This window comes from Legionella moravica DSM 19234 (assembly GCF_000423305.1).
Classification (GTDB): domain Bacteria; phylum Pseudomonadota; class Gammaproteobacteria; order Legionellales; family Legionellaceae; genus Legionella; species Legionella moravica.
In genome coordinates this window covers 85,105-109,925 of the sequence record NZ_AUHS01000008.1, presented here as the reverse complement: position 1 = coordinate 109,925, position 24,821 = coordinate 85,105, and the positions used below count along the sequence as shown (strand labels likewise).

Genomic DNA, 24,821 nt, shown 5'->3' with positions numbered 1-24,821 from the left:
GGCTTGGGGTAGCAATGGAACAGCCAGCCGACTTAAGCTAACGAATTTTGCTTCACAATATGAACCATCCACCAGTCAGGCGCACTTTCCTTATAACTATGCTGTTCATTCGGAATGATCTGATTGGGGTTGTTTAACGAAGCAATAGTAATACAGATGTTTGAATAGCCTTTGTTAAGAGTCGCCAGTAAACCACCACAATTTTGACAGAAACATTGTTGACTAACTTCAGAAGATTGGTATAAAGCAGGATTATTTCCTGTCCATTCAAAGCCCTCTAACGGAAACTCAACCCAGACAACTGTTGGTGCACCTGATGATTTTGGGCACATAGTGCATGAGCATAAATGCGGGTTATATGGTTCACCTTTAGCGATATAGGTAGTGGCGTTACACAAACATCCACCATCAAACCTGGTCATTTTTTGTCTCCGATAAGTCGGCTTTGCATGTTGTAAGGGGCATGTTATTCCTAATATATTTATCATCCTCTAAGTGAATTATATGAGAAATTTTAAACCATGCAAAAAAAACATTTTATTTACTTCGATAATTTGATTTGTAGTGCGCAACGCGCTACAATTAATAATGATTAAATCATTTAAACATAAAGGTCTTAAAAAATTCTTCGAAAGAGGGGATTGCTCTGGTATTCAATCTAAACATGAAAAGAAATTAAGGCTACAATTAGCTGCACTAGATACCGCAACAAATATTGAAGATATGGATTTGCCAGGATATAACCTTCATCAGTTAAAAGGACAAAAAAAGGATTGTTGGTCAATAGTTGTAAATGGTAATTGGCGCATCACTTTTGAGTTTGATGATGGCGATGCTTATATCGTTAACTATGAGGATTATCTCTAATGACTATGTATAACCCACCCCATCCTGGAGAATTTATTAAGGAAACGTATATTGAACCACTTAATATAAGCTTAAGAACTGCTGCTTTTAAGCTAAATGTTAGTCCTTCAACTTTTTCTAGGCTTATTAAAGGAGAGGCAGATATTTCCCCTGAAATGGCATTAAGATTAAGTAAAGCTTTTGGAAGAACTCCTGAAAGTTGGATGCAGATGCAGTCTAACTTTGAATTATGGAAGGCAAGGCAGCATATTAATTTAGAACTTGTTTCAGTAATTTATACACACCATAGAACTTAGTCTCGTTCAATTTATTAAGAAATTATAGTGGGTTTATGCAAAAAAATATGATGAATTAAAGGCTTTAATAGTTAATAATTTCAATATATTTCCTATACAGTTATTAAGTAGTAGGGATTTTGCTCAATACGCATCTAAATTTGAATTTAATATTACAGAATCCGATGTGAATTCATTATGGTCGTCAGGATTACTCAAATCAGATTTAGTTACATCTGATAAAATGTTAAATATCAAAGGGATAGAATTAGTCAAACTTGAAAATAAACTTTTTCACTATGTAGATAATAGAGAATTAGCAGCGAGAGAAAATTGGGCTGATTCTTTACAAAGAGATACGCGTCGTGAAAGACTGGATCAATTACCACAACGTCTCTGATAACGAGCGTAGAGTAGATGTTTTCAGAAAATATTGCATGCGTATTATCTTCAAATGGCTAAACCGGAAAGGTAGGCGTCACTCAATGAGTTGGTTGCGTTTCAATTTGATGTTTAAAGCAATAGGATTTCCAAAAGTTGGGAAAACTTTCCTACTCGCTGAACATGTGTGGGGCACTGATCTATCGGGAGCCGGATGCGGTAGTTCCGCAAGTCTGGTTCTGAAGGGGGGGGGGCGGTCGGAGTGATCTGGCCGTTCTACTCACCTTTCCCCCGATCTGCGGGTCCTGTGGAAGAACCCCCCAAAGTGTTCGTTCTGAGTTAAACTATCTTTCATAGGTCCAATTATATAAAAATTTTGCAGGTAAAGAGCTCTGCCTAATACAATACAAACTATACATCTTTCGATCGTACTCCAACATATATTCCGGTATATGTGTTTACGCAATAAAATCCATCTTTCTGATAAGAAATACTCTTCTCTGACATATCAAAGTTTAGTTATTTGAAAAATAGCTAATCAATGTTTATTAATTATGTCGTTTGTTGCATAATTAGCCACAAAACAGACCGATAATAGTGTGTAATTGATGTCTAAAAAAAGTATTAACGTAATTGGCATAATGATTGGCGCAGAATATAAAGATTATAGACTTTATCATATGGATGATAAGCTGGGAGAAAAATGAACGGGACGGTACTTATACCAGCCTTTCAACTTCAACTTCAGGTTCTGGCTCAGTTGAAGGTTTTAGAGATATACTTGGATATTTATCTGTTCCGTTTCCAGCTGACACTCAATTTGTTGTGTATGATGTATCTTGTCCTAATAAAGAAGAGCATATTAAGAAACTACTTACAGGAATAAATAAACTCAAGCAAAATGACTTATTACCTACTTTGATTTCAATAGGGCATGAACAGTCACCATTAAGTGAAGATATTTCAGGACAAGTATCCATTATTAAAGAGGTTCCTAATACCGTAATTAATAATGAATTGCTCAAAAATATTGTACAGAAAGAATTAATTAATAATAAAAAGGAAATAGAGTTTCCATTAAAGTTGGAAAAGAAACAAAAAGAGTTCGATACTCAATTAAGTATTATTTCAAAAAAGGCTACTAAATTACGAAATTATGGGCATATTACTGCAGCTGACAAAGCAGACCAGCTTTATACAAATCTCACTAAACTCTCACAAACATATTTTCCCAATCCAACAGAAGAAGCATATGTTACTTTTAAAAATCAAACTAAAGATAAAATTAAGAATGCACATAAAATATTAGATAAACATAGAGGATGGAATCGAGTTTTAGGAAATATTGGACTTGCTATTTTAGGTTTTGGAATTTTATATTTAGCCGCAGTAGTAATTAATAGAAACGTATTTTTTAATAAAACTGACTCCACTGAAAAATTAGATAATCTTGAAAAACTTATAGATAATAATGCCTATCAAATGAAGTGAATAGAACGATTCAAGAAATATTGTGAGAACACTTTTTATAAGTCTAATTGTCTTAAATAAGGTTTTCTCACAGCTAGAAAATTTCCAGCCGCCCGTTGATAACGTCATAATTTTACGCCTATATCGACATTACGGTACCTCAGGTACAAATAGGGGGTCTAGACCCTTTATTGTGACCTTTTCTAATTCAGTACTCTTTGCTATAAGTCTTTCTATGATTTGTTCGCAATCTTTCATGCAGCTATTTGATCATAACCACATAATGGTTCACGAGCTTTTCTGTTAATTTAGTACATGCCCTTTGCTTGAGATCCCTCGCTGAGCTCGAGATGACGTGTGGAGTTACCTAATGCGCACAATGATTGATAAATGCTCATTTTTAATCTATATAATACACATTAGCCGCTTAAATTGAGTCATCATGTTCAGCAGATTAAATTTTTTTCCGAACGCAGAATCCAGTAATGAACCACCCATTGATCTTCAATCGTTTTTAGCCCGTTTTCCCAAGCAGGAATTTTGGAGGTTTTTTGTTGAAAGATCCCGTTACGATATTCGCCCTTTTGTATATAGAGAGCTGTATCATAAGTTAGTTGGAAATAAGAAATTCGTCCCATTATCGATAATTAAAGAATTTATCAAGAATCAAAATCTGAGTATGCATCACCTGGATTCAATTAGAGATCACTATGTTGAAGAAATCATTAGATTATTTAAAGCTACAGATAAAAGTGATGAACTGGTTGTTGATGTTATAGAGGGTGACGGCTATGAACCAGCTTGGATTAACTTTGAGCAATCAGAACCTGGGTATTTAAAACATGTAACGGAAGGGTTTTGTTTTATTTTGGATAATCTCGATTCACCAGCACCTCTTAATAATGATTTTATTAAAAGACTTCATGAAATGTGTACTAAGGGCGTTGAGAATATGATAGATCAAATACCCGGGCAGTTCCGTAATGGCAATGCTGTATGGGGCATGACAGCAAATTTTGATTCAATATCAGGATTAACTGAATCCATTACCTATTTAAAGTTACTTGAGAAACAGTATCAAATTCCCGGGGTACGATTGGTTATAGTAATAGGAAATGGGGCGTTGCAAATAATTGATACTTTTGCTGATCGGGGGCCGGAAGAACTCGCAAAAGAATGCATGGAGTATATTGAACATGGAACCACAATATACTATGAAACACGTGATGTAAAATTGAATGAGGAGTTTCTTAACAAAGTTACTGAACGTCTGATCAATGATTTTAATGATTCTTTGAGCAGGGCTGAAAGTGAATTGGATAAACTTAAAGCCATATTTACTTTCATAAAATATTCAGTTCTGCATCATCCTTTCACAGACGGAGTGGGCCGCACTTATTCTATGATTCTTCTGCAGTACCTGTTAATGAAAGAAAATCTGTCTCCCTTTCTGATTGAAAATTCCAATATCATTCCAGGTTTTTCTGTTGATGAAATGATCTCAGTTTATTTGAACGGTAGGGCAGAAATGAAGATGATTTTAAACGATCCTTCGTATATCAACAGCATAAATTTCTTTGAACCCAATATTTCAACAGAAGAAACGCTTGAAAAAGCGCCAGAAGAATTAAAAGCCGTTTTTCTGGAGTGTCAAGTCATGTGGAGTGAACATGTTACGGAATGTTTGGAGCGAATGAACCTGCAATCTACATTAGGTGCAAGGTAGATTTCACAAAGTGTAATAGGCCGTATACAAAATGATATGCATCATAGACATGTTAAAGAATAGACGCGTACAATTTAATTTAATTCGGTTGCCCGCCTGGGCGGGCACGTTAGATATTTTAATGTTCAGATTAAAATAAAAAGGTGGTCTTATGGAGTATCACTAATCTTTGGTAATTGTAGCTTCACCTGGACCATTAACCGTCAGAGTATATCCTTTAGCTGAAAGAACTTTAGGCGTGATATCACCAGTTTCCAGTTCCATAGTTACATAACCGATATCAATAGGGCTTGATGTGTTTGTCGCCATTTTTATAAGAGCAGAACATTTACCATTTGTGGTGTGTCCAAAACAGGCCATTTTTACCATATTCCAGTATATCTGGCGAGTGGAGTTGGCTGGAGTTGGGTAAGGGGATGGAATTGTTCCAGCAACATAGGCATTGGATTCAACATTAGTGTTGTTGTGTGTTGTTAAATACGTTGGAACTGCTAAAGCGCTTGCGGCACTCAGACTGAAAGCGATTGCCGATATACTTTTAAGCATTAAATTCATTAATATCTCCATTAAAGATTATAAGTGATGGTACAAAACAATCCATTCAACTATATGGGATTGTAATCTCTGAGGCAAGTCTTAACCTCTGCAATCTGCTTTATTCGTCCGGTTATGCCATAATTCGGACATGATCTTCATCAAATTTCCTTTAATATTCTGCCGATATCTTTGGCAAAATAAGAAATGATGAAGTTCGCTCCTGCTCTCTTTATAGCTGTTAAGCTTTCAATGATTGCCTGCTCTTCATTAATCAGGTTGTTTTGTGCTGCTGTTTTAATCATGGAATATTCGCCACTGACTTGATAGGCACACAGAGGTACTTCAGTGAAATGCTGTTTGAGCTTATAGATTATATCAAGATAGAATCCTGCCGGTTTGACCATAATCATATCAGCGCCTTCCTCCAGATCCAGGGCTGTTTCTCTAAGCGCTTCATCGCTATTGGCCGGATCCATTTGATACGCTTTGCGGTCACCAAATTGTGGCGCTCCCTGTGCTGCCTCTCTAAAAGGACCGTAAAGACAGGAGCAGTATTTGGCGCTGTAGCTTAGAATAGGAATGTGTTTATAGCCTGCCTCATCCAATGCTGTTCTGATGGCGCTTACCATACCATCAGTCATACCGCTGGGTGCAACCCAGTCAGCACCTGCATTGGCATGACTGACAGCCTGTTTTCCTAATAAATGCAATGTGTTGTCATTATCAATTTTTTTATCGTTTAAAACACCACAATGACCGTGATCTGTGTATTCACAAAAGCAGAGGTCAGTAATGATTAGTATTTCAGAGTTCACTGAACGGATTTTTTTTATTGCTCTCTGAATGATACCTTCTGCGTTAAATGATTCGCTTCCGCATGCATCTTTTATTTTGGGGATTCCAAAAAGTAAAACAGCAGGAATGCCTAAGTCACTTAACTGTTCGATTTCCTTGGGCAAAGAATCGATATCCAATTGAAATTGACCCGGCATGGCTGCGATTTCCTTCGGTGCTGTTAATTCCTCACTAATGAACAGGGGAGCAATAAACTGTTGAGGATGCAAACGAGTTTCTTTAACCAGAGCACGTGACATGGCGCTGCTGCGAAGGCGTGTTAACCGCAAGGGAATAGTATAATCGCTCATAAAAAAATCCTTACTAAAATATCTGCAATTCAGATTATTAATTATTTATTTGAGGTGTATAAAAAATCTATGCCATTGCCCGCATCGCTGCTACTCACCTGGATACTTAAAAATTTATTAAGTAAATATTTAAGTGTTAACACATTAGGATCGGCTTGAGATAGACCTACGTTATAACTCAAATACATCCTTTTGGACAGGGCTTTACCCACGACCAGAGCTGTGTTGTCGCTGACCTGATTGGTAACCAGATTAAAATTGCTATTGGTTTGTACATTAAGATCAAAGCCCAGATTTTGTTTTAATTGATCAAGGAGCTGTGCTCCATTAGTTCCTGTCCCCAGATTCATAGAAGAGATGGCTGCTAATAATAATTGTCCTCCTGCTTTGTTGGCCTGACTGGCAGGACGGCCTAAAACCAGCATGGACAATATATCCGCTTGCGACAGGATTGATGGATTAGAAAATAGCTGAATTTTAGGCGAGTTCAAGCGGCCTGTGACCTCAACTCCTACGCTGATATTGCCGCGCAAGTTCGCATTTTGCAAATTATTATTATTAAAATCAAAAAGTTTGTTTGAGCTAGTGATTGAGGACGATGTCGTATCGATTTTTTTTGCGGCTCTAAGATTAATACCCGGATTATCCAGTCGACCACCGGTGAAAATGAGTTCACCCTGTTCAATAGCTAAATCCTGCCCATAGGCTTTATATTCGCCCTGGGTTACGTTCAATTCGCCATTGGCGGTCATTGGTCCTTGTGGAAGTTGTTTCAAGTTAACTGCGCCTGCTAAGGTAGCATGAAGTCCCTTAAACGTTAGCTCAACTTGTTCCCCCATTTCGACTTTAATGTCTATGCTGGTATTCATTGGCGCCGGTGGTTGTTTTTCCTGTTGGGTTGTAAAGACAATGTCATCAGAAACAGTCTGGCTATTGGTAAAGGATTGGGGTTTTATTTGGGCATAGGGTATGAGGACAGTTCCTGCCAGAGCCACATGATCTGGTGAGGCGGATAATTTAAGCTGTGGTGAGATATTGATCTGATATTCTTTGGTGTTGAGTATAGGGAAGTCTGCGCCTTGCAGATTCAGCTCACCCTCTGGTTTGGGGCTAATAGCCCCTTGTCCTTTGAGCACAAGCTTTTTGTTGGACGAGTGGATTGTTCCATTGGCTTCCCACTTTTTCTTTTTAGCCAGGACTGTGATTTCTACAGGGTTTAGATTAAGGCCTAATTTGGGAATGGAGACACTGGCTTTAGTTAATTTAAGGGTACTTTCAAACAGTAGTTTATTGAGCGTTCCCTTTGCTTTTAGTGAGGCAGATAAGTGTCCTTTGGGATTAGTTATGTCGGAGCTTAACGACTTTAAAAAATCAAACGAATTCACTAATAAGGTGAGATCAGCGGATATAGGTTGTGTATCAGGCATGCCATTATTCAGTTTAAACCCAGGTAGATTAAACTTCAGATTCATTTGTGTATTGGAATCAATTTTTAACGTTCCTTTACCCGATAATGCCTTTGGAGTCAGCGATACGTTTACTGTGCCTCCTGCAAATTTAAGAATTGGCAGAGGGCTGTCTTTTGCCATTTGGTAATGACCGGGTGCAACGGTAAGAGACATAACTCCTGTGTTGATATCGTAAAGTTCACCTGTAATGCTCAGATTTGAATGAACTCCTTCTGCTTTAGATTCAGGAGACTGTGTTTGAGAGATCGAGGCATTAAAGTTCCATTTCAGCGGTAGGGTGCCTTTTATGGTTGAGTTAATCTGCCAATTATTTTGGTGATTTTGGTTCACTTTGGATTTTAGCTCGATATTAATATCGGGTAACGTTCCTGAAATTTTTAATCTTCCTTCTGGACTGTAAATCCGATTGTCTTCAGATACTGGCCATGAGCCATTGCGCCATTTAATGATCTGATCTATTTCTGACAAGTTGTTCAGGCTTCCACTGACAGACAATAACGCAGGACCTTGAATCTCTCCAGTCCATCGCAATTGAGTACTGTCTCCACCAAAACCTAGGGTCCCATGAATCTCTGCCTGGTTTGAGTTGTTTTGATTTAATGAGATGGAGCCTGAAAGGGCATAGGGTGCCTCAAGAGCAAGCTTTATATGACCATAAACTGTGTCTTTAAGATAATTAAATTTGAGTGAGTCTATTGTTATCTTCTGTTGCATTAATGCGCCAGTGATCGTGAGCATCTCCAGGTTGATACCATCATTCAGTTCTATAGACTTCGCTTTTAATTCCTTCAATTGCACTTGAGGGTGAATCAATGAGCTTAGATGCCATTTGATCTGCAACTGATTTATTTTGATGTGTGTTGCGTTGTGATGATAATCCAATTGATCCATTGAAAATTGATTCAATAATCGCCCTTTAATGTGATGTACTTTCAGGGTTCCTGGCATAAATAAAGAACTTAATCTGATTACCGTATATAAGCCAGGAGTGGTCGTCAGGAAAAATGAGAGTACTGCAATCAAACAGATGATCAGGATAAGGCAGAAATACACTAATTTTTTAAGAAATTGGATCATAAATCCGGCCCCATATTAATGACTAAACGAGGATTGGTGCCTAATCTTTGTAATTGATTGTTGACCGATTGAGCTAAGCCGACTTTAATCGGGCCGATTGGCGATACCCACATTAAACCTACTCCCACATCATATAACATTGTCCGGGGTGCAGGATTGTAGACATTTCCGGCATCATAGAAACCAAGCAGATACCAGTTTTTATAGGTTTCTTTTTGAATTTCGAAACCGGCATAAGTACTAATTCTCCCTGGACCTATAGAGTTAAAACTATATGCTTTTAAATTGTCTGTTCCCCCCAGAAGCATTGCCAGGGACAAAGGAAGTTGATTAATATTTGGGGTTGCGGTGATTCCCTGTATCGTGTGTCCATAGAGACGTAATCGCATAGAATCTATCATGAGTGCTGCTTTAGCATCTAATATTAGCTGACCAAAATCAAGATTGGAGAGTGTGAGTTTATTGGCGCCAAGGGCATTAACACTGATGTTGTAACCAGACGGTGAGAATAATAGATCTTTTGTTTTTGTGAAAGTAAAGGTTGCTTTGGGATATAAAAGAAACTGATTCGTTGTTGGTTGCAATGTATAATGAAAGCTTTCATAAAGCCCGTTTAATGACAATGAACGCTGGAAATGTTCTCCATTATGTAATTGGCCAAGCGATAAAAGAAAGGCATTACTGTAGCCGGTATTGTAATTGAGATTGGAAAAGTTACCGGTCAGGCTGTATTGATCAGCCACAGGATTTGATCCTGGAACAACATACTGGGCTTGAAGAGCATTTTGGGTAAAGGAACCCTGAGCCAGCGCATTAAATTTATGTCCTTTACGATTAACAGGAATGACGTGCAGCGCTGCCCGTCCACGAACACCCGTATCTGTGCCATATCCCGCTCCAATTGAATAGGAATACTTTGAAACAGGCTGCAAATGAACAAGCACTGGTACCGTTTCACTTTCACTAATCTGAGGTTTAACCAATACAGAACTGAAGTACCCACTGTTTGAAAGATTATCGTTTAATTTAAGGATAAGATCGGTTGAATAAGCTTGGCCGGGTTGAAATGGCACAAAACGATGAAGCAATTCAGGACGGATGTAGGTCGGATCAAATTGTACCTGACCAAAATAATACAACGATTCGGTATCAAATATCAGGGTAATTCGGGCAGTATTCGTTTGTTCATCAATCAAGACTTCTGATTTTTGGAAGGAGCCGTGCAGATAACCGAGATTTTCAGCCGTATTCAACAGGCTTTGTTTTGCTTGATCGTAGCGTTCACTAAATAAAGGATCCCCTTTTTTTATGGGTAATTCCCTTAGAGTTTTGAGCAGCAAAGGATTTTGACGACCTTCTCCCAGAAGCGCAACATGAATTGAGGCAATACGAACCTGAGGTCCTGGTTGGATAGTAATAATCAAGTTCCGATTGCTTTGAGACACTACATTGACTTCAGCTTTGAAATACCCATAAGGTTGTAGGGCTTTTATAATCTGTATTTGTAACTCATCCGGGTTAAGTTCGTTTAGAGGTTTCACTTCTTGCAGTTCTTTTAAGCGTTGTTCCACATTGGCAAGAACCTTTCCTGTAACTCCATTTATTTTAAACGCAGGTGGTTTGGTGTTCTCAGCCAAAACGGGAAAACAAATCATAAAAAGAATGAGAAATGCTAATTTTTTCATATGGCAGCAATACTAAAATGTCGCATCCACTGCCTCTAGTTCTTTTAATTGATAGATCAGATCCAGCGCTTCCCTCGCCGACAATCTGTCGGGATCAATGCGTGCCAGTTTGTCTAAAACAGGTGATCGTTTCGGTACGATGATTGGCGATGCCGTGGTTGATTGTGGTTTGTTTTCCTGAATATGGTTTAAATGATGATTAGCGAGGTGGAGCACCTCTGAGGGGATGCCGGCAAGAGCGGCTACTTCCAGTCCGTAGCTGCGATCAGTGGCGCCTTCTTCTACTTTATAAAGAAAGATAATTCGTCCTGTGTCCAGAGAAGCTTTCAAATGCACATTGCGTATGCAAGGCCATTCTTCTGGTAAACGGGTCAATTCGAAATAATGAGTTGAGAACAGGGTATATGCTTTCAGCGTTGTTGCAAGATATGCACAGCATGCGTAAGCCAAAGCCATACCATCATAAGTACTGGTTCCACGCCCAATCTCATCAATAAGAACCAGACTTTCATGAGTAGCCTGTCTTAAAATATGAGCTGTTTCAGTCATTTCTACCATAAAGGTTGAGCGCCCTGAGGCCAGGTCATCACTTGAACCGATACGTGTAAAAATTCGGTCAATAGGTCCCAGTATTGCCTTATCTGCGGGTACAAAACTTCCAATGTGCGCTAACAGCACGATTAATGCGGTTTGGCGCATGTAGGTTGATTTGCCCCCCATGTTCGGGCCGGTGATGAGCAGCATATTGTGCTTGGGATTGAGTGAGACGCTATTGGCAATATACTGATCTGGAACAAGCTGTTCTATGACGGGATGGCGACCGGATTCAATGGTGATCCCTGAGGCCTCTACCAGTTCAGGGCAGTTCCAATTTAAACTTTGCGCCCGTTCTGCCAGAGTGAACAGAACATCGAGTTCAGCAAGCGCCTGTGCAAGCGTTGTTAATTCGTTAAGGTATTCCTGTATCTCTACCAGTAAATTGTCATAGAGCCATTTTTCCCGGGCTAAAGCTTTGACCTGGGCAGTGAGAACTTTTTCTTCAAACACTTTGAGCTCGGGAGTAATGTAGCGTTCTACATTTTTTAATGTTTGTTTTCTCAAGTACTCAGTAGGTGCTTTTTCTGCTTGTGCTTTTGAGAGTTCGATGTAGTAGCCCTGGACATTATTAAATCCGAATTTTAGTGTGGAAAGACCCGTGCGCTGTTTTTCCGCTTGCTCCAGATGAATTAATTTTTCGTTTGCATGAGTACTTAAGGATTGCAATTCATCCAGTTCTTCATCAAATCCTGGGGCAATCACTCCTCCATCTCGAATTAACACGGGCGGATTATCTATTATCGCAGCAATCAATAACTCGTGCAGTATGGGTAAAGGGCTGATCTGTATTTTTAATTGATTGATCAATGGTGATTCGTTGTCTTTTAGTGCTTCTTTCAGTTCAGGAAGCAATGCCAAGGTGTTTCGTAAGGCTACCAAATCCCGTGGACGCGCCGATTTTAACGCAATACGGGATACGATACGCTCAACATCACAGCAGTGCTTTAGAATAGGATGGATTAAGGCAATCTGTTCTGCGTTTATAATTTCTTTAATACTCTGTTGGCGGGATTGAATAAGGCTGTGCTGCTTTAAAGGTCGGCCAAGCCATCTTTTCAACAAGCGGCTTCCCATGGAACAGGCTGTATGATCTAAAACGGACAACAGTGTATGATTATTGCCACCATGAACATTCTCAATGAGCTCCAAGTGTTTTTGTGTGGCTGCGTCAAGTTGCAGATAATCGTGGGAATGTTCCAGTATCATTGAGGTAAGGTGGGGTAAGGCTTGCTTTTGTGTTGTTTTTAAGTAAGCGAGCAAAGCGCCTGCGGCAATTAAAGCGGTAGGGTGTTCTTGTTCGCCAAATGCAGTCAGATCCGTTACCGAGAATTGTTCACGTACTTGTTGCAGTGCGCTATCAGAACTGAATTCCCAACCCGGTCGTCTTTTAACTGTAAATTCGCTGCAGTAATCGTATAGTTTCGATGATTCCTCAACGAGGATTTCGGCGGGTTGTAATCGATTAAGTTCTGCACTCAAGTGCGATTCTTCAATTAATTCCAGTAAATGAAAGCGGCCACTGCTTAAGTCTACCCATGCCAAACCTGTTTTATGCTTGTGCTGATGCAGTGCTAACAGCAGATTGTCTTTCTTGGCATCCAGAAGCGCTTCATCGGTTACTGTACCGGGTGTAATAATTCGTGTCACTTGCCTCTCTACGGGGCCTTTACTGGTGGCTGGATCACCAACCTGTTCGCATATGGCTACTGATTCGCCTTTTTTTAACAGTCTGGCCAGATAGCCTTCGACTGCATGATATGGAAGTCCCGCCATAGGAATAGGTTTTCCTGCAGATTGGCCTCTATGAGTTAGGGTAAGATCCAGTAAGTGAGCCGCTCGTTTGGCATCATCAAAAAATAACTCATAAAAATCACCCATTCGGTAAAACAGCAGCATGTCTGGGTAGTCTGATTTGATGCGTAAATATTGTTGCATCATTGGCGTGTGTGATGTGGTCATGAAAGCGTATCAAAATAAGAATGCCGCGATTTTAACAAAACTGTGGTTGTAAGTCAGTAAAGAGATTTCTGCTCCTTAACAGAGCATTATGCGCCATGAATAAAATATAAATTTTCATAGATTAAGGATAAGTCCTTCACTTAATGCGAATATTTGCTAGAATTAAAGTGATTTTATATAAAATCTAAATCTAATAGGGAGAATGGTAATGAATCGTTTAGCTATGATAGCTGCAACTGGATTTTTAGCAGTACTGTTAACTGCTTGTGGTGATAATGGTGCTTCTAAACCAACTGATGGTAAAACAGATACTACTGTTGACCAAACACAAACTAAAGGTGACGATGCAGGAAAAACTGACACCGGTACTGCACAACCTGCTACTGAAGGTCAAAGCCAATAAGAGTTTTAACTTTTTTGGTGCCTTAAGAAACCCCATAAACTATTTATGGGGTTTTTTCTTTAGCAGGATTCAGACATGAATGACCTTAATGCATTAATTAACGAAATTGCTTCTCACTTAAAGAACTCAGCACGACAGATGGTTACTGCTGAATCATGTACTGGTGGTTTAATCGCCGCTTATCTGACTGAAATCCCCGGCAGTTCAATGTGGTTTGAACGAGGCTTTGTTACCTATAGTAATTTGGCCAAACAGGAACTGTTAGCTGTTCCTGAAGAGTTGTTGGTCCAGTATGGCGCGGTCAGTGAGGAAGTTGCTTCTTCTATGGCGGTTGGCGCTTTGCGACATAGTGCTGGCCATGTTGCTTTATCGGTCACTGGCATTGCCGGGCCGGATGGCGGCAGTATTGAGAAGCCTGTTGGAACTGTATGTTTTGGCTGGGCGATGCATCATTCAAATCCATTAACTTTGAAAATGCAGTTTGCCGGAACCCGGCATGAAATACGTGAAGCTGCTTGTCGACAGGCTTTGCTAGGCGTTCTCTCTCTTATTAAACCTTAAACCGAATCAATAGTAATATTCTGGCTTCAGTACCCTTTCATTTATCAAATTGGCACCGGTTTCAATTTTTAGTTATCGCTTGGCAGGAAATAGCAGCACGGACATGATGAATCAGTTTGCCGGCCGCACATATCTGTGTGATAATTTTGTCCTTGCACACTACTACTTGGAATGAATTATGGAAGAGAATAAACAAAAAGCATTATCTGCCGCCTTGTTGCAAATTGAACGTCAATTTGGCAAAGGTTCTGTAATGCGTATGGGAGACAGTACTGTATCCCGTGATATTGAAGCTATTTCAACAGGCTCATTGGGTTTGGACATCGCCTTGGGAATTGGTGGTTTGCCTAAAGGGCGTATCGTTGAAATTTATGGTCCGGAATCATCGGGTAAAACAACGTTAACTCTTCAGGTGATTGCTGAATGCCAAAAAATGGGCGGAACTGCCGCGTTTATTGATGCCGAGCACGCATTAGATCCTAGTTATGCGCAAAAACTGGGTGTCAACGTGGATGAGTTATTGGTCTCTCAACCGGATACCGGAGAGCAGGCTTTGGAAATTACCGATATGCTGGTTCGCTCTGCAGCGGTTGATGTGGTCATTATTGACTCGGTTGCTGCTTTGACACCGAAAGCTGAAATTGAAGGTGAAATGGGTGATGCACATGTCGGTTTACAGGCTCGATTAATGTCGCAGGCTTTGCGTAAACTAACAGCCAACATTAAACGTTCTAACACTTTGGTTATTTTTATTAACCAGATTCGTATGAAAATTGGCGTCATGTTCGGCAGCCCAGAAACAACAACTGGCGGTAATGCATTGAAGTTTTATGCTTCGGTTCGTCTGGATATTCGAAGAATCGGTTCAATTAAAAAAGGCGAAGAAATATTAGGCAGTGAAACACGGGTTAAAGTAGTTAAAAATAAAGTTGCTCCGCCTTTTAAAATGACTGAATTTGATATTTTATACAACGAAGGTATCTCTCGTGAAAGTGAAATTATCAATCTGGGTGTTCAATTGAATCTGATTGAAAAATCAGGAGCCTGGTACAGCTATAAACAAGAAAAAATTGGTCAGGGCAAAGAGAATGTCCGGTTGTATTTGAAGGATAATCCTCAGATTGCTGCTGTTCTTGAGCAACAAATTCGTTCTGAATTGTTAGAAAAAAATCTGCCGATGTTAGCTACTGCGACTGAAGACAGTTTTGAGAGCATTGATGACTAAAGCATTTGATAGTGCCATACGCCTGCTCAGCAGGCGTGAACATGGTGCTATGGAACTGTATAAAAAGCTGGAACAAAAGGATTTTGATTCAGCTGAAATTAATGATGCTCTGGATGCTTGCAAACGACTTGGTTTACAAAATGATGTTCGTTTTGTAGAAGAGTTTATACGTCTACGAATTCGTCAGGGATATGGTCCATTAAAAATCATGCAGGAATTAGCAAGCAAAGGAGTGGATCGGGACCTCATACACTCTGAATTAGCTAAAGAGCGAGATAATTGGAGCACTTATGCTCTGGCAGTTTGGGAAAAAAAATGTAAGGGACGTACGGATTTGGATTTTAGCGAACAACAGAGACTAAAACGCTTTTTGCTTTATCGTGGGTTTGGGATGGATGTTATTGCCACGGTCGTAAACGAGTTAAAGTAATTTTTGATGCGTCCTTTTTCGACAGTAAAGGGTGTCTTCATGCGTCAAATGAACGTGATTCAATAGAGATAATTCAATTAACTTAAATGGTAAGTCGTAGAAAATGAAAAGTTCTGAAATTAGAAAGGCATTCTTTGATTATTTTGCACAACATGGTCATCACTTGGTTGAGTCAAGCTCATTAATACCCGCTAATGATCCTACGCTGTTATTTACCAATGCAGGAATGGTGCAATTTAAAGATTTATTTTTAGGGCTTGAAACCCGAGCCTATCAGCGAGCAGTGAGTGCGCAGCGTTGTGTTCGGGCTGGCGGCAAACACAATGATTTGGAGAACGTAGGCTACACGGCGCGTCATCATACTTTTTTTGAAATGTTAGGCAATTTTAGTTTTGGTGATTACTTTAAACGAGAAGCGATTAAATTTGCCTGGGATTTTTTAACTCAAGTTTTGCGATTACCGGCAGAACGTTTGTGGATTACCGTTTATAAGGATGATCAGGAGGCGGAAGACATCTGGTTAAAAGAAATGGGTGTTTCTGCCGAACGGTTTTCCCGTTGTGGAGAAAAAGATAATTTTTGGTCTATGGGTGATACCGGACCCTGTGGCCCATGCACGGAAATATTTTATGATCACGGCCCAGACATTGCTGGTGGACCACCAGGAAGTCCCGAGGAGGATGGTGACCGATACATAGAGATCTGGAATCTGGTCTTCATGCAGTTTAACCGGGATAAAGACGGGATTCTGCATCCATTACCGAAACCTTCAGTAGACACCGGCATGGGATTGGAGAGGCTGGCAGCAGTTGTGCAGGGTGTTCATAGCAACTATGAAATTGATAGTTTTCAATACCTGATTCATGCCATTGCTAAATTGGGTATTGATATCAACATCAATCATACTTCATTAAAAGTGATTGCAGATCATATCCGTTCCTGTTCTTTTTTAATTGCCGATGGCGTGGTTCCCGGCAATGAAGGGCGAGGATATGTCTTAAGACGAATTATTCGCAGAGCGGTTCGTCATGGTAATAAACTGGGTTTACCGACCCCGTTTTTTTCTCAATTAGTGCAGCCATTAATTGATGTGATGGGTGACGCTTATCCCGAATTAGTAACCTCCAAGGTACACATAGAAAAAATTCTGCTTCAGGAAGAAAATCAATTTGCTCGAACTCTCGAACAAGGATTAAGGCTATTGCAAGAACAAATGCAGACGATTAAGGGTAAACAAGTGTCAGGTCAGGTAGCATTTAAATTATATGACACCTATGGATTTCCTGTAGATCTTACTGCCGATATTGCGCGTGAGCATGGTTTGGAAGTTGATATGGATGGCTTCAATCACTTGATGCAACAACAACGAGAACAATCACAGGCCGCGAGTCAATTTACCGTAGATTATCATGCCAGTACTCAACTGGATCATCAGTCAGAATTTCATGGATACGAACACGAAACCATGAAGGGAACCATTATTGCGTTGCTTCAGGATGGGGCAGAGGTGAACAGCCTGAGTCACGGTGTTCAAGGAGCCGTTGTTTTGGATAGAACGCCGTTTTATGCTGAAAGCGGTGGTCAGGTTGGTGATACAGGCTATTTGAGTGGAAAAGATTTTAAATTTCGTGTCGATGATACCCAGAAAGTGGGACAGGCTATAGTGCACTATGGCGAAGTTGAGGCGGGTGTCTTGGCATTGAACCAAGCAGTTGATGCTCAGATTAATGTGCAACGACGAGATGCAATACGATTGAATCATACGGCAACTCATTTATTGCATGCCGCTTTAAAAACAGTTGTTGGCCAACATGTTCAACAAAAAGGATCATTAGTTGATGCGGAAAGAGCGCGATTTGATTTTTCTCATTTTGAGGCTTTGACTCCTTTACAAATTGAACAAATTGAATTATTGGTAAACGATCAAATTCGGGCGAACAATGAAGTCGTGACTCAGGTTATGGACATAGACACGGCAAAACGAAGTGGTGCTGTCGCCTTGTTTGGAGAAAAATATGCCGAAGCTGTGCGTGTTTTATCTATGGGCGAGTTTTCCAAAGAGTTGTGCGGCGGAACGCACGCGCGTCGAACAGGAGATATAGGGCTATTCAAGATTATTGCAGAATATGGAGTTGCCAGTGGTGTCCGACGTATTGAGCTGGTTACAGGCCGTTTCGCTCTGACCTGGGTTAATGAACAACAGGCTCTTTTAAATGACCTTGCTTCACAGTTAAAAACCACAACTGGGAGTTTGCCAGAGAAAGTGTCGCAATTAATTCAGGACAGTAAAAAGCAAGAAAAGGAAATTGCAAAATTGCTCAGTGAAAAAGCGCAGAAATCAGGTGCGGATATGCTTGGTGACGTGGAACAGATTAATGGGATTAATCTATTAATCAAACGATTGGATGGCATGGACAGTCAAACCATGCGCACCACTCTGGATCAACTTAAATCTTCATTGGAGTCTGCAATAATCGTATTATTTGCAGTAGATCAAAGTAAAATGAATGTAATCGCTGGTGTTAGCAAAAACATTATAGGAAAAGCTCCTTCTGCCGCTATGTTAGTTAGACATCTTTGTGGCAAAGGTGGTGGTCGTGATGATATGGCTCAAGGCGGAGGTGTTGTTCCTGAAGATCTGGATGCAAAAATAAAGGAAATCAGAGCAATGGTAGCTGATTCATAGCCAATATAATTGCGAACGTCATTCTGAATGAAATAATAGAACCCCTGAACGCGGAACGGTGTCTGGTTTTACAGAACCTTCATTGTGTTCAGGATAATGAGAGCTTTAAATCTCCTGATTAGGAGAAAAGGAACATCTATTCAAGGAGGAGAATAAAATGAGTTTTCTAAAGGAGTTTAAAGAATTTGCCATGCGTGGCAATGTGGTTGATTTAGCCGTTGCGGTGGTTATTGGTGCCGCTTTTGGTAAGATTATATCATCTCTGGTTGATGGGATAATTATGCCATTCATTGGTTTGATCATTGGCGGCATTAATATTGCTGGTGAGTCGCTGACTGTCGGTCATGCGGTGATTAAATGGGGAGCATTTTTACAAACCATCATCGATTTTACCCTCATCGCATTTTCTATTTTTATAGCAGTAAAATTTATCAACTTGTTACGGAAAAAGGAAGAAAACCAAGAGCCTAAATTGACTCCCGCTGAGGTTCTTTTGACAGAAATCCGTGATTTGTTGAAAGAGAAAAAATAAGATTAGACACAGGTTCTGTGACTGATTTTTTAATTCGTAGCAAATAAATTGTCGTTGTGAACGTAGTAAATCCAGTACAGCATGTCGCTCTGGATTCACTAAAGCTATCGGTGACTTTTTTTGTGCAATAAATATAAGGCGTGTTGGCAATTGTCAACACGCCTAGTGTGTTAACAGAACCCAGGGATTGAAGACAATTTTTCCCGCTACCCTAAATGCCATGACTTGCCTAAGGCATTTATGCGGTTTTCACTAAAATGCATCTGCTTTTAATGTGACTCTTACTGGATTTTGCACATAAAGCTTAACGCATTGTCTGTATTTGAATCACATTGTTTCTTTTGTGCTATAATTTGCATAGATTACAAGTAATAAGGATATTTATGAACGATCTGATGAATTTAATCGCACTTATTATCTGTTTTGGTGTGGGTCTATGGATAATTAATGCATTCATTCCAATGCCAGGTGCTATAAAGAGTCTGTTGAACCTTTTGGTTTTAATCGTTTTGATTATTTATATCTTGCAGTTTTTTGGAATAATTAAAACAATATTACCGATGATAAGAATCATAAAATAAAACAAAGGAAATCAATCAGTTATGAATTTCTGGCTGAATTCGTTAATCTCCAGTCATTGTATACTCTAAGGGTAAACCAAGATGTTGAATCACCTTCAATGCCAGTTCCTGGTAAAACGAAGAAATGCCTTTCTCGTACGGGCTATCTAAAAAACGCCCTAAAAGATCATTATTAATGTGTTGCGGAAGAATGCCTTCTCCTAATAAACGTTCAGTAGGAATGTCTTTAAACTATTATTAACCGAGGCTTGTATTTCTATGTGATTTTGGTTTTAAAAGCCGGTCAGGTCACCGGCACTTTGCCATATCCAACAGAACAAGCCCTGGCGAATAGCAGTTTAAACAGGTAGATTTTTATTAAAAATCTTTTAACCAATGATGTTCTGCTTTGCAGAAGATTGAGACTTTAAAAGCTCTGCGTCGTCAATAATAGAACTTAATAATTGACTTGAAACTCCTGGTGGCAGTATATCACTGAATATCTGTCCGAAGCATAAATATAATAATCGCATCTGTTGTGCCGCCAGAGTCAAAGATGAATCTTGTGCCGCAAAAAATTCGAATGTCGTTGTAGACTGATCAAGCCTTGCAATAAACAAATCAATCATCTCAAGTACATTTTTATCAACCGATTCTGGTATTGGATCTAACTCAAGATAATAGTGCAGAACTTTATTACTTCCGATCATACAAGCAAGTTGCCAAGGTGTTATATAGCAATAACCATCGATAACAGGAATAAGTTCCTCAAATTTTCTATGCATATTATGCCCATATAAACATCGGACTGACACACGTAGCGTACAATTACGCAATTCAATGTCTGCACGCAACTGTTCAATTGCTTTATTTTCATTTTTTTCCATAAGAATAGTACGAATAAAATTCCCGCTTTGTTTAGCATGATTTATAAGAGCAATATTATCAGACAGAATGGCCTCGGAAGGGAAATAATTAATTTCAATCCAAGGGCTAGCTAACAAAATTCCATAGATTTTAAAGCCAATATCTATTGGGATAATAAAATCTATTTTTATTTTTGATGAATGTTTCAATAAGCTAGTTTGGTCCAATATTCTAACATCTAAATTTCGGATTAATTTATTAAAAGACTCCTGTTCAGAAGTTTCAATTATAATGGAAAATCCAATTTGCTTTGACATGCAAATATAATTTTCTGTTCCATTTACAAGATCTTCAAAATGTTTTATATCACGCAATGGAACAAAGAAGATAATACCAGATGGCCATCTATTTGGCGTATCCGGTTTACCTATTCCATCCATATAAATTACTTGACGAAATTCTTCATTAATAGACGTCTTTATTTTCAGAGCTAATACATTTGTATCAACTATTTTACCGTCAGATATTTCAAACACACTTACGACTGCCATTTTGGATGTTTCCAAAATAATTGGTTGTTTAATATCATCAAATTCCGCTGCAATACTAGCTAATTTATCGTTCGGTAAAAATATAATAATATCTTCAACCGTTTCGAGCGAGTTTGAAGGATTATTATATGTCTTGCAATCTATTAACTTATGATAATAATTTGAACAAATATATCTTTTTATCTCTTGTGTTATAGCGGTAAATCTGACCGTTGAAAAATCAACAAATTTATAACGATCATTATAGATTTTTTCAATTAGGCTATCTTGTGTCGCTGCCATATAAAACCTCTTTCTCATTGGTTATTTAATTCAATTTTACTGACTCGTAATCCCTGATAACATCCGGCTAGGTTGGGTAGTTATTTAAATAATTATTACTATATGTAATCTTGTTTTCATTTGCCCGGGCACGTAGCGGTGCGTAACCAGCGATTGCAAGAGCCAATTCGTCTTCAAGTATGTAACCGAGCGTTCGCTCATTTTTATGTACTCTTCCTTTTGGTGGGACAGTTATTTCAGATTTCACACCAATCTTCAATCGTGTCATTACCGCCGCGTAAAAATTTGACAAAAACTTCGATGTTGCAGGGGTAATCTATAACGTCAGCCAATCGGAGGCGCTATTGACTCTCCGGAGTAGATTCCCGCTTGCCAGATATTCACGTAGTATCAAGTTCAGCGCCGGCTGAGATGACACGATTAACGACCTGAGTGCTTTCTTAATTATCTATTTGTGCTAAAACAAGTGAATACAAAAATGAGCGAACGATCAGTGCTGGCTAGAGATCTTAAATAAGTTTGTAACTTATAGCAAGAAATAAAAATTTTGATCATGAGCCTTTGTTTGTGCCTTTGTTTGAATTTCAGAACAGACAGTTTGGCATTTGTCAGGCTCATTAAATTGAGCACCACCTGGTTTAAATAAGGTCAGTGGTCGCGACTATATCTTTGCATAAAGTGATTGCTTGAGCGTCTATATCTCGGGGATACTTGCCATCTAAATGAAAACTCGTTGCATCTAGATTGTGACTTTGACAGGGTAAACCAAGATGTTGAATTACCTTCAATGCCAGTTTCTGGTAAAACGAAGAAACGCCTTTCTCGTACAGGCTATCTAAAAAACATCCTAAAAGATCATTAAAAGTAGTAATAGATCAAAAACCAGATCCTACGTCAAGAATATTTTGGTGAATTTTAAATTAAAATTGTATTTCGGAATGAGGGATCAAGAACAATTGAAGCATCATCAGCTCTACATCTGACTTAATATTATCAATATAGGATAATGCTTGGATGGAAGCATTAATTTTCTCTTGACTTGGATTGCTTGATTTGATGTGCTTGAAGTAACTTTCTGTGTTGCATCAAAGCATATTGGAGTGTGATTCAGAGGGGATTTTGTTTCTACCGATGTATTAATATAAAGGGAGTTGTATTATGCCAAAGGTACACAATGCAGATAAAAATACGTTTGATGCAGTGTTTAAAAAATTGGAAGGCATTAAAGAAGAACTGAAAAATTCACACAGCCTGGATGTGCTGAAATCGATAATTCTCCGCTATGATGTGGTTCAGTTAAAATCTGACCGCGATATTCAGTTAATTCAAGCGGATCAAAAAATAAATAAAGATCTGAATAAACTCATGAATCGTATAGATGAGTTAATTTTTAATTCTTTGTTTCAAGCTCTTGAGAGAATGAAACATGAACTAAAACATTGTCACAGTTCGGATAATTTAAATTCCTTGATTCAGCATCATTCTCAAATTAATACCGATACCCCTTCAGTACTAAGGCATATTACCAAGCATCCATCAGCACAAAATAAAATCATTAAACTAGAGAAAGAAATAGCCCAACATCTGCAAAGAAAAAAGCAGGAATTTGCCCGAACAGAACCAAAAAATGAGTTGAACACTGATGAAGCCGTCAGGGAAATAAACGCCAATCCTTACGGTAAAAACGCATTAATTACTGAGCCTCAACCGAATGCATCCCATAAAGATAATGCTGGAGCAGAAACTAATGGCTCTGAGGTCAATGAATCAGTAGTGAGGCATTTGGTTTCTAAAATAAGTTCATGGCAAAAGCATAAAAGACCGTCTGCTGTAACGTGTACTTCGGATCCTGTCTCTAGCCGTGGATCTGCTTCTTCGGAGCAGGCGACGAGTACTGTACAGGCCGATTCCTCTCAATCCGATAAGGTCACAAAGCAGGATTTGAAATCCAAACAAATGAAGGCGCGGGAACTGCAACTGCATCAGTTTGATAGGTTAGTCAAACAATTGGTCATTAAGCGCGATGAGTTTCATAAACGTTATCCTCTGGAACTTGATGATGAGGTAAAAAAGCCTTATGGTGCTGCATGCCAATTAGTTCAAAGACTAATGAGTTATTCGGAAATGTATAAAGAGGGAATAATCGATATTAACGAATTTAAAGAACAGGCAACTCATGAGATTCGCGAACAGCGTAAAGGGGTTCTTAGCGAGCATAGGGGGTACAAAGAATTAATGGCTAATATATTGCTTGCATTAGGGACGCTGGGTATCGGTTATGTTATAGCTGCATTGTTTACCCAAAGCTTCTCGCCAATCAAGCTTAATACCAGTACAGTAAATCAACTGGATGAAACCTTGAACGCTGTAGAACAAACGGAACAAACCAGTGAAGCCAGATTATGTTAACGGTTGATCAAAAGCGTATTGGAGGATATTTCTTCAAAAGAAATCGATTGAGGGTTAATGACTAAAAGAACAGTCAGCAGGAGCATTGATGTCGGAAATAACACTAAGAAATTATAAATGTGATAATGCAAAATTTTTTTTGATATTCTGTGTGGTGCTCTTGCATTTTATTTCCCCCCATCGCAGTGGAATACTGACGCAGAAATATTTGTTGACGCAAAATCTGTATGTGTGTTTGCAATTACTAGCCATGCCTTGTTTTACTCTGATCTCAGGTGTATTCAGTCACAAACAATTAACGGAACGCTCTATGGGTAAAATTCTTACCCATTTAATGGCGCCTTATATTATTTTTGAATTGATTTATTCCTATGTCGCTCGAGATTACAATACCAAGTTATTGATAATAGAACCCTTTTATATTTTGTGGTATTTGCTGTCTCTTGCTATTTGGAGAACCGTACTTCCATATTTTTTGCAGATAAAATGTCCTTTATTAATATCAGTTATAGTGGCCTTGCTCATCGGCTTTTGTGGCAAAATGGGTGATGTATTTGCTTTGGGAACTACTTTTTTATATTTTCCATTCTTTGTTTTGGGGTTTAAATTAGCGCAATACAAAGAGCGGGACTGGAGTTTATGGTACAAAGTGGGGGCATTTATTATTTTTTGTTGTCTCATATATCTGGTATTCAGTATATCGCCTAATAATGTAAAACAATTTGAACCCATTCATCCTTATTTTTTTATTTATCATACGACCGTGAGCAAAGCGCTTTTTTTACGTTGTTTTTGGATGATTATTTCGCTATCTTTTTGTTTCAGTTTCTTGGTCCTGATGCCATCGCAACGCACCTTTTTTACAGAGTGGGGGCAGCGAACGATGTATCCCTATTTGTTGCATGTATTTTTTTTACTGGGGCTAATCGATTCGGGTTTGTATCAGAAGGAGACTTGGTCTTATGTGTTGCTTTTAATTGCTTTAGCACTGCTGACCACCATCGTGTGTTCTATGAAATGGGTTGGCCAGTTGACTCGCCTATTGGTAGAGCCTGATTTAAACTGGCTTTTGAAGCAACGTAGAGAATAAAATCAAATATTATGTAAAGCTGATTCGCTGATAACGA

General features: G+C 39.0%; 21 protein-coding genes and 1 pseudogene. 14 read left to right on the top strand and 8 right to left on the bottom strand.

Annotation, left to right across the window (positions count from 1 at the left end; translation table 11 throughout):
• Window positions 1-32: 32 nt before the first annotated feature.
• On the bottom strand, window positions 33-422 hold the full coding sequence (locus G543_RS16875) for a GFA family protein (protein ID WP_051190551.1): 390 nt from the start codon (window positions 420-422) through the stop codon (window positions 33-35).
• Between the two features lie 166 nt (window positions 423-588).
• Here G543_RS16875 and G543_RS0101970 point away from each other — a divergent pair, with 166 nt between their 5' ends.
• The 5 genes from G543_RS0101970 (at window position 589) to G543_RS0101945 (ending at window position 4,719) form a co-directional block, all read left to right on the top strand.
• A complete protein-coding gene (locus G543_RS0101970) occupies window positions 589-867 on the top strand; it encodes a type II toxin-antitoxin system RelE/ParE family toxin (RefSeq protein ID WP_028383037.1) in 279 nt (92 codons plus the stop codon).
• Complete coding sequence (locus tag G543_RS0101965; protein WP_028383036.1) at window positions 867-1,163, top strand: HigA family addiction module antitoxin; 297 nt, start codon at window positions 867-869, stop codon at window positions 1,161-1,163. Before G543_RS0101970 ends, G543_RS0101965 begins: the two co-directional genes overlap by 1 nt.
• A gap of 166 nt (window positions 1,164-1,329) precedes the next feature.
• Window positions 1,330-1,542: a hypothetical protein gene (locus tag G543_RS18870; protein ID WP_133141318.1), complete on the top strand. Its 213-nt coding sequence runs from the start codon at window positions 1,330-1,332 to the stop codon at window positions 1,540-1,542.
• A gap of 626 nt (window positions 1,543-2,168) precedes the next feature.
• The gene (locus G543_RS18265) at window positions 2,169-3,014 is read left to right on the top strand and encodes a hypothetical protein (RefSeq protein WP_133141317.1); all 846 of its coding nucleotides are present in this window, start codon (window positions 2,169-2,171) and stop codon (window positions 3,012-3,014) included.
• 421 nt (window positions 3,015-3,435) lie between these two features.
• A complete protein-coding gene (locus G543_RS0101945) occupies window positions 3,436-4,719 on the top strand; it encodes a hypothetical protein (RefSeq protein ID WP_028383034.1) in 1,284 nt (427 codons plus the stop codon).
• Window positions 4,720-4,881: 162 nt separating this feature from the next.
• Here the strand turns inward: G543_RS0101945 and G543_RS0101940 are convergent, their stop codons facing one another.
• From G543_RS0101940 to mutS, 5 genes are all read right to left on the bottom strand, one after another.
• On the bottom strand, window positions 4,882-5,274 hold the full coding sequence (locus tag G543_RS0101940; protein WP_028383033.1) for a hypothetical protein: 393 nt from the start codon (window positions 5,272-5,274) through the stop codon (window positions 4,882-4,884).
• Between the two features lie 140 nt (window positions 5,275-5,414).
• Window positions 5,415-6,401, bottom strand: a complete 987-nt coding sequence (gene hemB, locus G543_RS0101935; RefSeq protein WP_028383032.1) for a porphobilinogen synthase — start codon at window positions 6,399-6,401, stop codon at window positions 5,415-5,417.
• Between the two features lie 41 nt (window positions 6,402-6,442).
• On the bottom strand, window positions 6,443-8,947 hold the full coding sequence (locus tag G543_RS0101930; protein WP_028383031.1) for a translocation/assembly module TamB domain-containing protein: 2,505 nt from the start codon (window positions 8,945-8,947) through the stop codon (window positions 6,443-6,445).
• Window positions 8,944-10,632 (bottom strand): autotransporter assembly complex protein TamA, encoded by a 1,689-nt coding sequence (locus G543_RS0101925; RefSeq protein ID WP_028383030.1) that lies wholly within the window; start codon window positions 10,630-10,632, stop codon window positions 8,944-8,946. The genes G543_RS0101930 and G543_RS0101925 overlap by 4 nt, the downstream gene beginning before the upstream one ends.
• Window positions 10,633-10,644: 12 nt before the next feature.
• Window positions 10,645-13,188, bottom strand: coding sequence for a DNA mismatch repair protein MutS (gene mutS / locus G543_RS0101920; protein ID WP_028383029.1), 2,544 nt, complete (start codon window positions 13,186-13,188; stop codon window positions 10,645-10,647).
• Window positions 13,189-13,396: 208 nt separating this feature from the next.
• Between mutS and G543_RS0101915 the strand changes: the two genes are divergently transcribed.
• The 7 genes from G543_RS0101915 to G543_RS19270 all read left to right on the top strand — a co-directional run bounded on the left by G543_RS0101915 (window position 13,397) and on the right by G543_RS19270 (window position 19,606).
• Window positions 13,397-13,591: a hypothetical protein gene (locus tag G543_RS0101915; protein ID WP_028383028.1), complete on the top strand. Its 195-nt coding sequence runs from the start codon at window positions 13,397-13,399 to the stop codon at window positions 13,589-13,591.
• Window positions 13,592-13,666: 75 nt separating this feature from the next.
• Entirely contained in the window at window positions 13,667-14,152 is a 486-nt protein-coding gene (locus tag G543_RS0101910) for a CinA family protein (protein ID WP_028383027.1), read from the top strand.
• A 178-nt stretch (window positions 14,153-14,330) separates the two neighbouring features.
• Complete coding sequence (gene recA / locus G543_RS0101905) at window positions 14,331-15,377, top strand: recombinase RecA (protein WP_028383026.1); 1,047 nt, start codon at window positions 14,331-14,333, stop codon at window positions 15,375-15,377.
• On the top strand, window positions 15,370-15,807 hold the full coding sequence (gene recX / locus G543_RS0101900; protein ID WP_028383025.1) for a recombination regulator RecX: 438 nt from the start codon (window positions 15,370-15,372) through the stop codon (window positions 15,805-15,807). The genes recA and recX overlap by 8 nt, the downstream gene beginning before the upstream one ends.
• A gap of 103 nt (window positions 15,808-15,910) precedes the next feature.
• Window positions 15,911-18,493, top strand: coding sequence for an alanine--tRNA ligase (alaS, locus tag G543_RS0101895; RefSeq protein WP_028383024.1), 2,583 nt, complete (start codon window positions 15,911-15,913; stop codon window positions 18,491-18,493).
• Between the two features lie 157 nt (window positions 18,494-18,650).
• Complete coding sequence (gene mscL, locus G543_RS0101890) at window positions 18,651-19,025, top strand: large-conductance mechanosensitive channel protein MscL (RefSeq protein ID WP_028383023.1); 375 nt, start codon at window positions 18,651-18,653, stop codon at window positions 19,023-19,025.
• Window positions 19,026-19,408: 383 nt separating this feature from the next.
• Window positions 19,409-19,606: a Thivi_2564 family membrane protein gene (locus tag G543_RS19270; RefSeq protein ID WP_028383022.1), complete on the top strand. Its 198-nt coding sequence runs from the start codon at window positions 19,409-19,411 to the stop codon at window positions 19,604-19,606.
• 131 nt (window positions 19,607-19,737) lie between these two features.
• Here the strand turns inward: G543_RS19270 and G543_RS19515 are convergent.
• Window positions 19,738-19,837 (bottom strand): annotated as a pseudogene (locus tag G543_RS19515) (DUF4277 domain-containing protein); the annotation flags it as partial.
• A gap of 137 nt (window positions 19,838-19,974) precedes the next feature.
• A complete protein-coding gene (locus G543_RS0101880; RefSeq protein WP_028383021.1) occupies window positions 19,975-21,285 on the bottom strand; it encodes a hypothetical protein in 1,311 nt (436 codons plus the stop codon).
• A 1,158-nt stretch (window positions 21,286-22,443) separates the two neighbouring features.
• Between G543_RS0101880 and G543_RS0101875 the strand changes: the two genes are divergently transcribed.
• Both G543_RS0101875 and G543_RS0101870 read left to right on the top strand, forming a co-directional pair.
• On the top strand, window positions 22,444-23,694 hold the full coding sequence (locus G543_RS0101875) for a hypothetical protein (RefSeq protein ID WP_028383020.1): 1,251 nt from the start codon (window positions 22,444-22,446) through the stop codon (window positions 23,692-23,694).
• 88 nt (window positions 23,695-23,782) lie between these two features.
• The gene (locus G543_RS0101870; protein ID WP_028383019.1) at window positions 23,783-24,784 is read left to right on the top strand and encodes an acyltransferase family protein; all 1,002 of its coding nucleotides are present in this window, start codon (window positions 23,783-23,785) and stop codon (window positions 24,782-24,784) included.
• The last annotated feature ends 37 nt before the right edge of the window (window positions 24,785-24,821 follow it).

What these genes read in the sequence shown, in the direction of transcription:
- G543_RS0101940 (WP_028383033.1), bottom strand. Translation starts at nt 5,274, where the DNA reads ATGAATTTAATGCTTAAAAGTATATCGGCAATCGCTTTCAGTCTGAGT.
- G543_RS0101970 (WP_028383037.1), top strand. Translation starts at nt 589, where the DNA reads ATGATTAAATCATTTAAACATAAAGGTCTTAAAAAATTCTTCGAAAGA.
- G543_RS19270 (WP_028383022.1), top strand. Translation starts at nt 19,409, where the DNA reads ATGAACGATCTGATGAATTTAATCGCACTTATTATCTGTTTTGGTGTG.
- hemB (WP_028383032.1), bottom strand. Translation starts at nt 6,401, where the DNA reads ATGAGCGATTATACTATTCCCTTGCGGTTAACACGCCTTCGCAGCAGC.
- G543_RS0101880 (WP_028383021.1), bottom strand. Translation starts at nt 21,285, where the DNA reads ATGGCAGCGACACAAGATAGCCTAATTGAAAAAATCTATAATGATCGT.
- alaS (WP_028383024.1), top strand. Translation starts at nt 15,911, where the DNA reads ATGAAAAGTTCTGAAATTAGAAAGGCATTCTTTGATTATTTTGCACAA.
- G543_RS0101915 (WP_028383028.1), top strand. Translation starts at nt 13,397, where the DNA reads ATGAATCGTTTAGCTATGATAGCTGCAACTGGATTTTTAGCAGTACTG.
- mscL (WP_028383023.1), top strand. Translation starts at nt 18,651, where the DNA reads ATGAGTTTTCTAAAGGAGTTTAAAGAATTTGCCATGCGTGGCAATGTG.
- G543_RS0101910 (WP_028383027.1), top strand. Translation starts at nt 13,667, where the DNA reads ATGAATGACCTTAATGCATTAATTAACGAAATTGCTTCTCACTTAAAG.
- G543_RS0101870 (WP_028383019.1), top strand. Translation starts at nt 23,783, where the DNA reads ATGTCGGAAATAACACTAAGAAATTATAAATGTGATAATGCAAAATTT.
- G543_RS16875 (WP_051190551.1), bottom strand. Translation starts at nt 422, where the DNA reads ATGACCAGGTTTGATGGTGGATGTTTGTGTAACGCCACTACCTATATC.
- G543_RS0101930 (WP_028383031.1), bottom strand. Translation starts at nt 8,947, where the DNA reads ATGATCCAATTTCTTAAAAAATTAGTGTATTTCTGCCTTATCCTGATC.
- G543_RS0101965 (WP_028383036.1), top strand. Translation starts at nt 867, where the DNA reads ATGACTATGTATAACCCACCCCATCCTGGAGAATTTATTAAGGAAACG.
- recA (WP_028383026.1), top strand. Translation starts at nt 14,331, where the DNA reads ATGGAAGAGAATAAACAAAAAGCATTATCTGCCGCCTTGTTGCAAATT.
- G543_RS0101925 (WP_028383030.1), bottom strand. Translation starts at nt 10,632, where the DNA reads ATGAAAAAATTAGCATTTCTCATTCTTTTTATGATTTGTTTTCCCGTT.
- G543_RS0101875 (WP_028383020.1), top strand. Translation starts at nt 22,444, where the DNA reads ATGCCAAAGGTACACAATGCAGATAAAAATACGTTTGATGCAGTGTTT.
- mutS (WP_028383029.1), bottom strand. Translation starts at nt 13,188, where the DNA reads ATGACCACATCACACACGCCAATGATGCAACAATATTTACGCATCAAA.
- recX (WP_028383025.1), top strand. Translation starts at nt 15,370, where the DNA reads ATGACTAAAGCATTTGATAGTGCCATACGCCTGCTCAGCAGGCGTGAA.
- G543_RS0101945 (WP_028383034.1), top strand. Translation starts at nt 3,436, where the DNA reads ATGTTCAGCAGATTAAATTTTTTTCCGAACGCAGAATCCAGTAATGAA.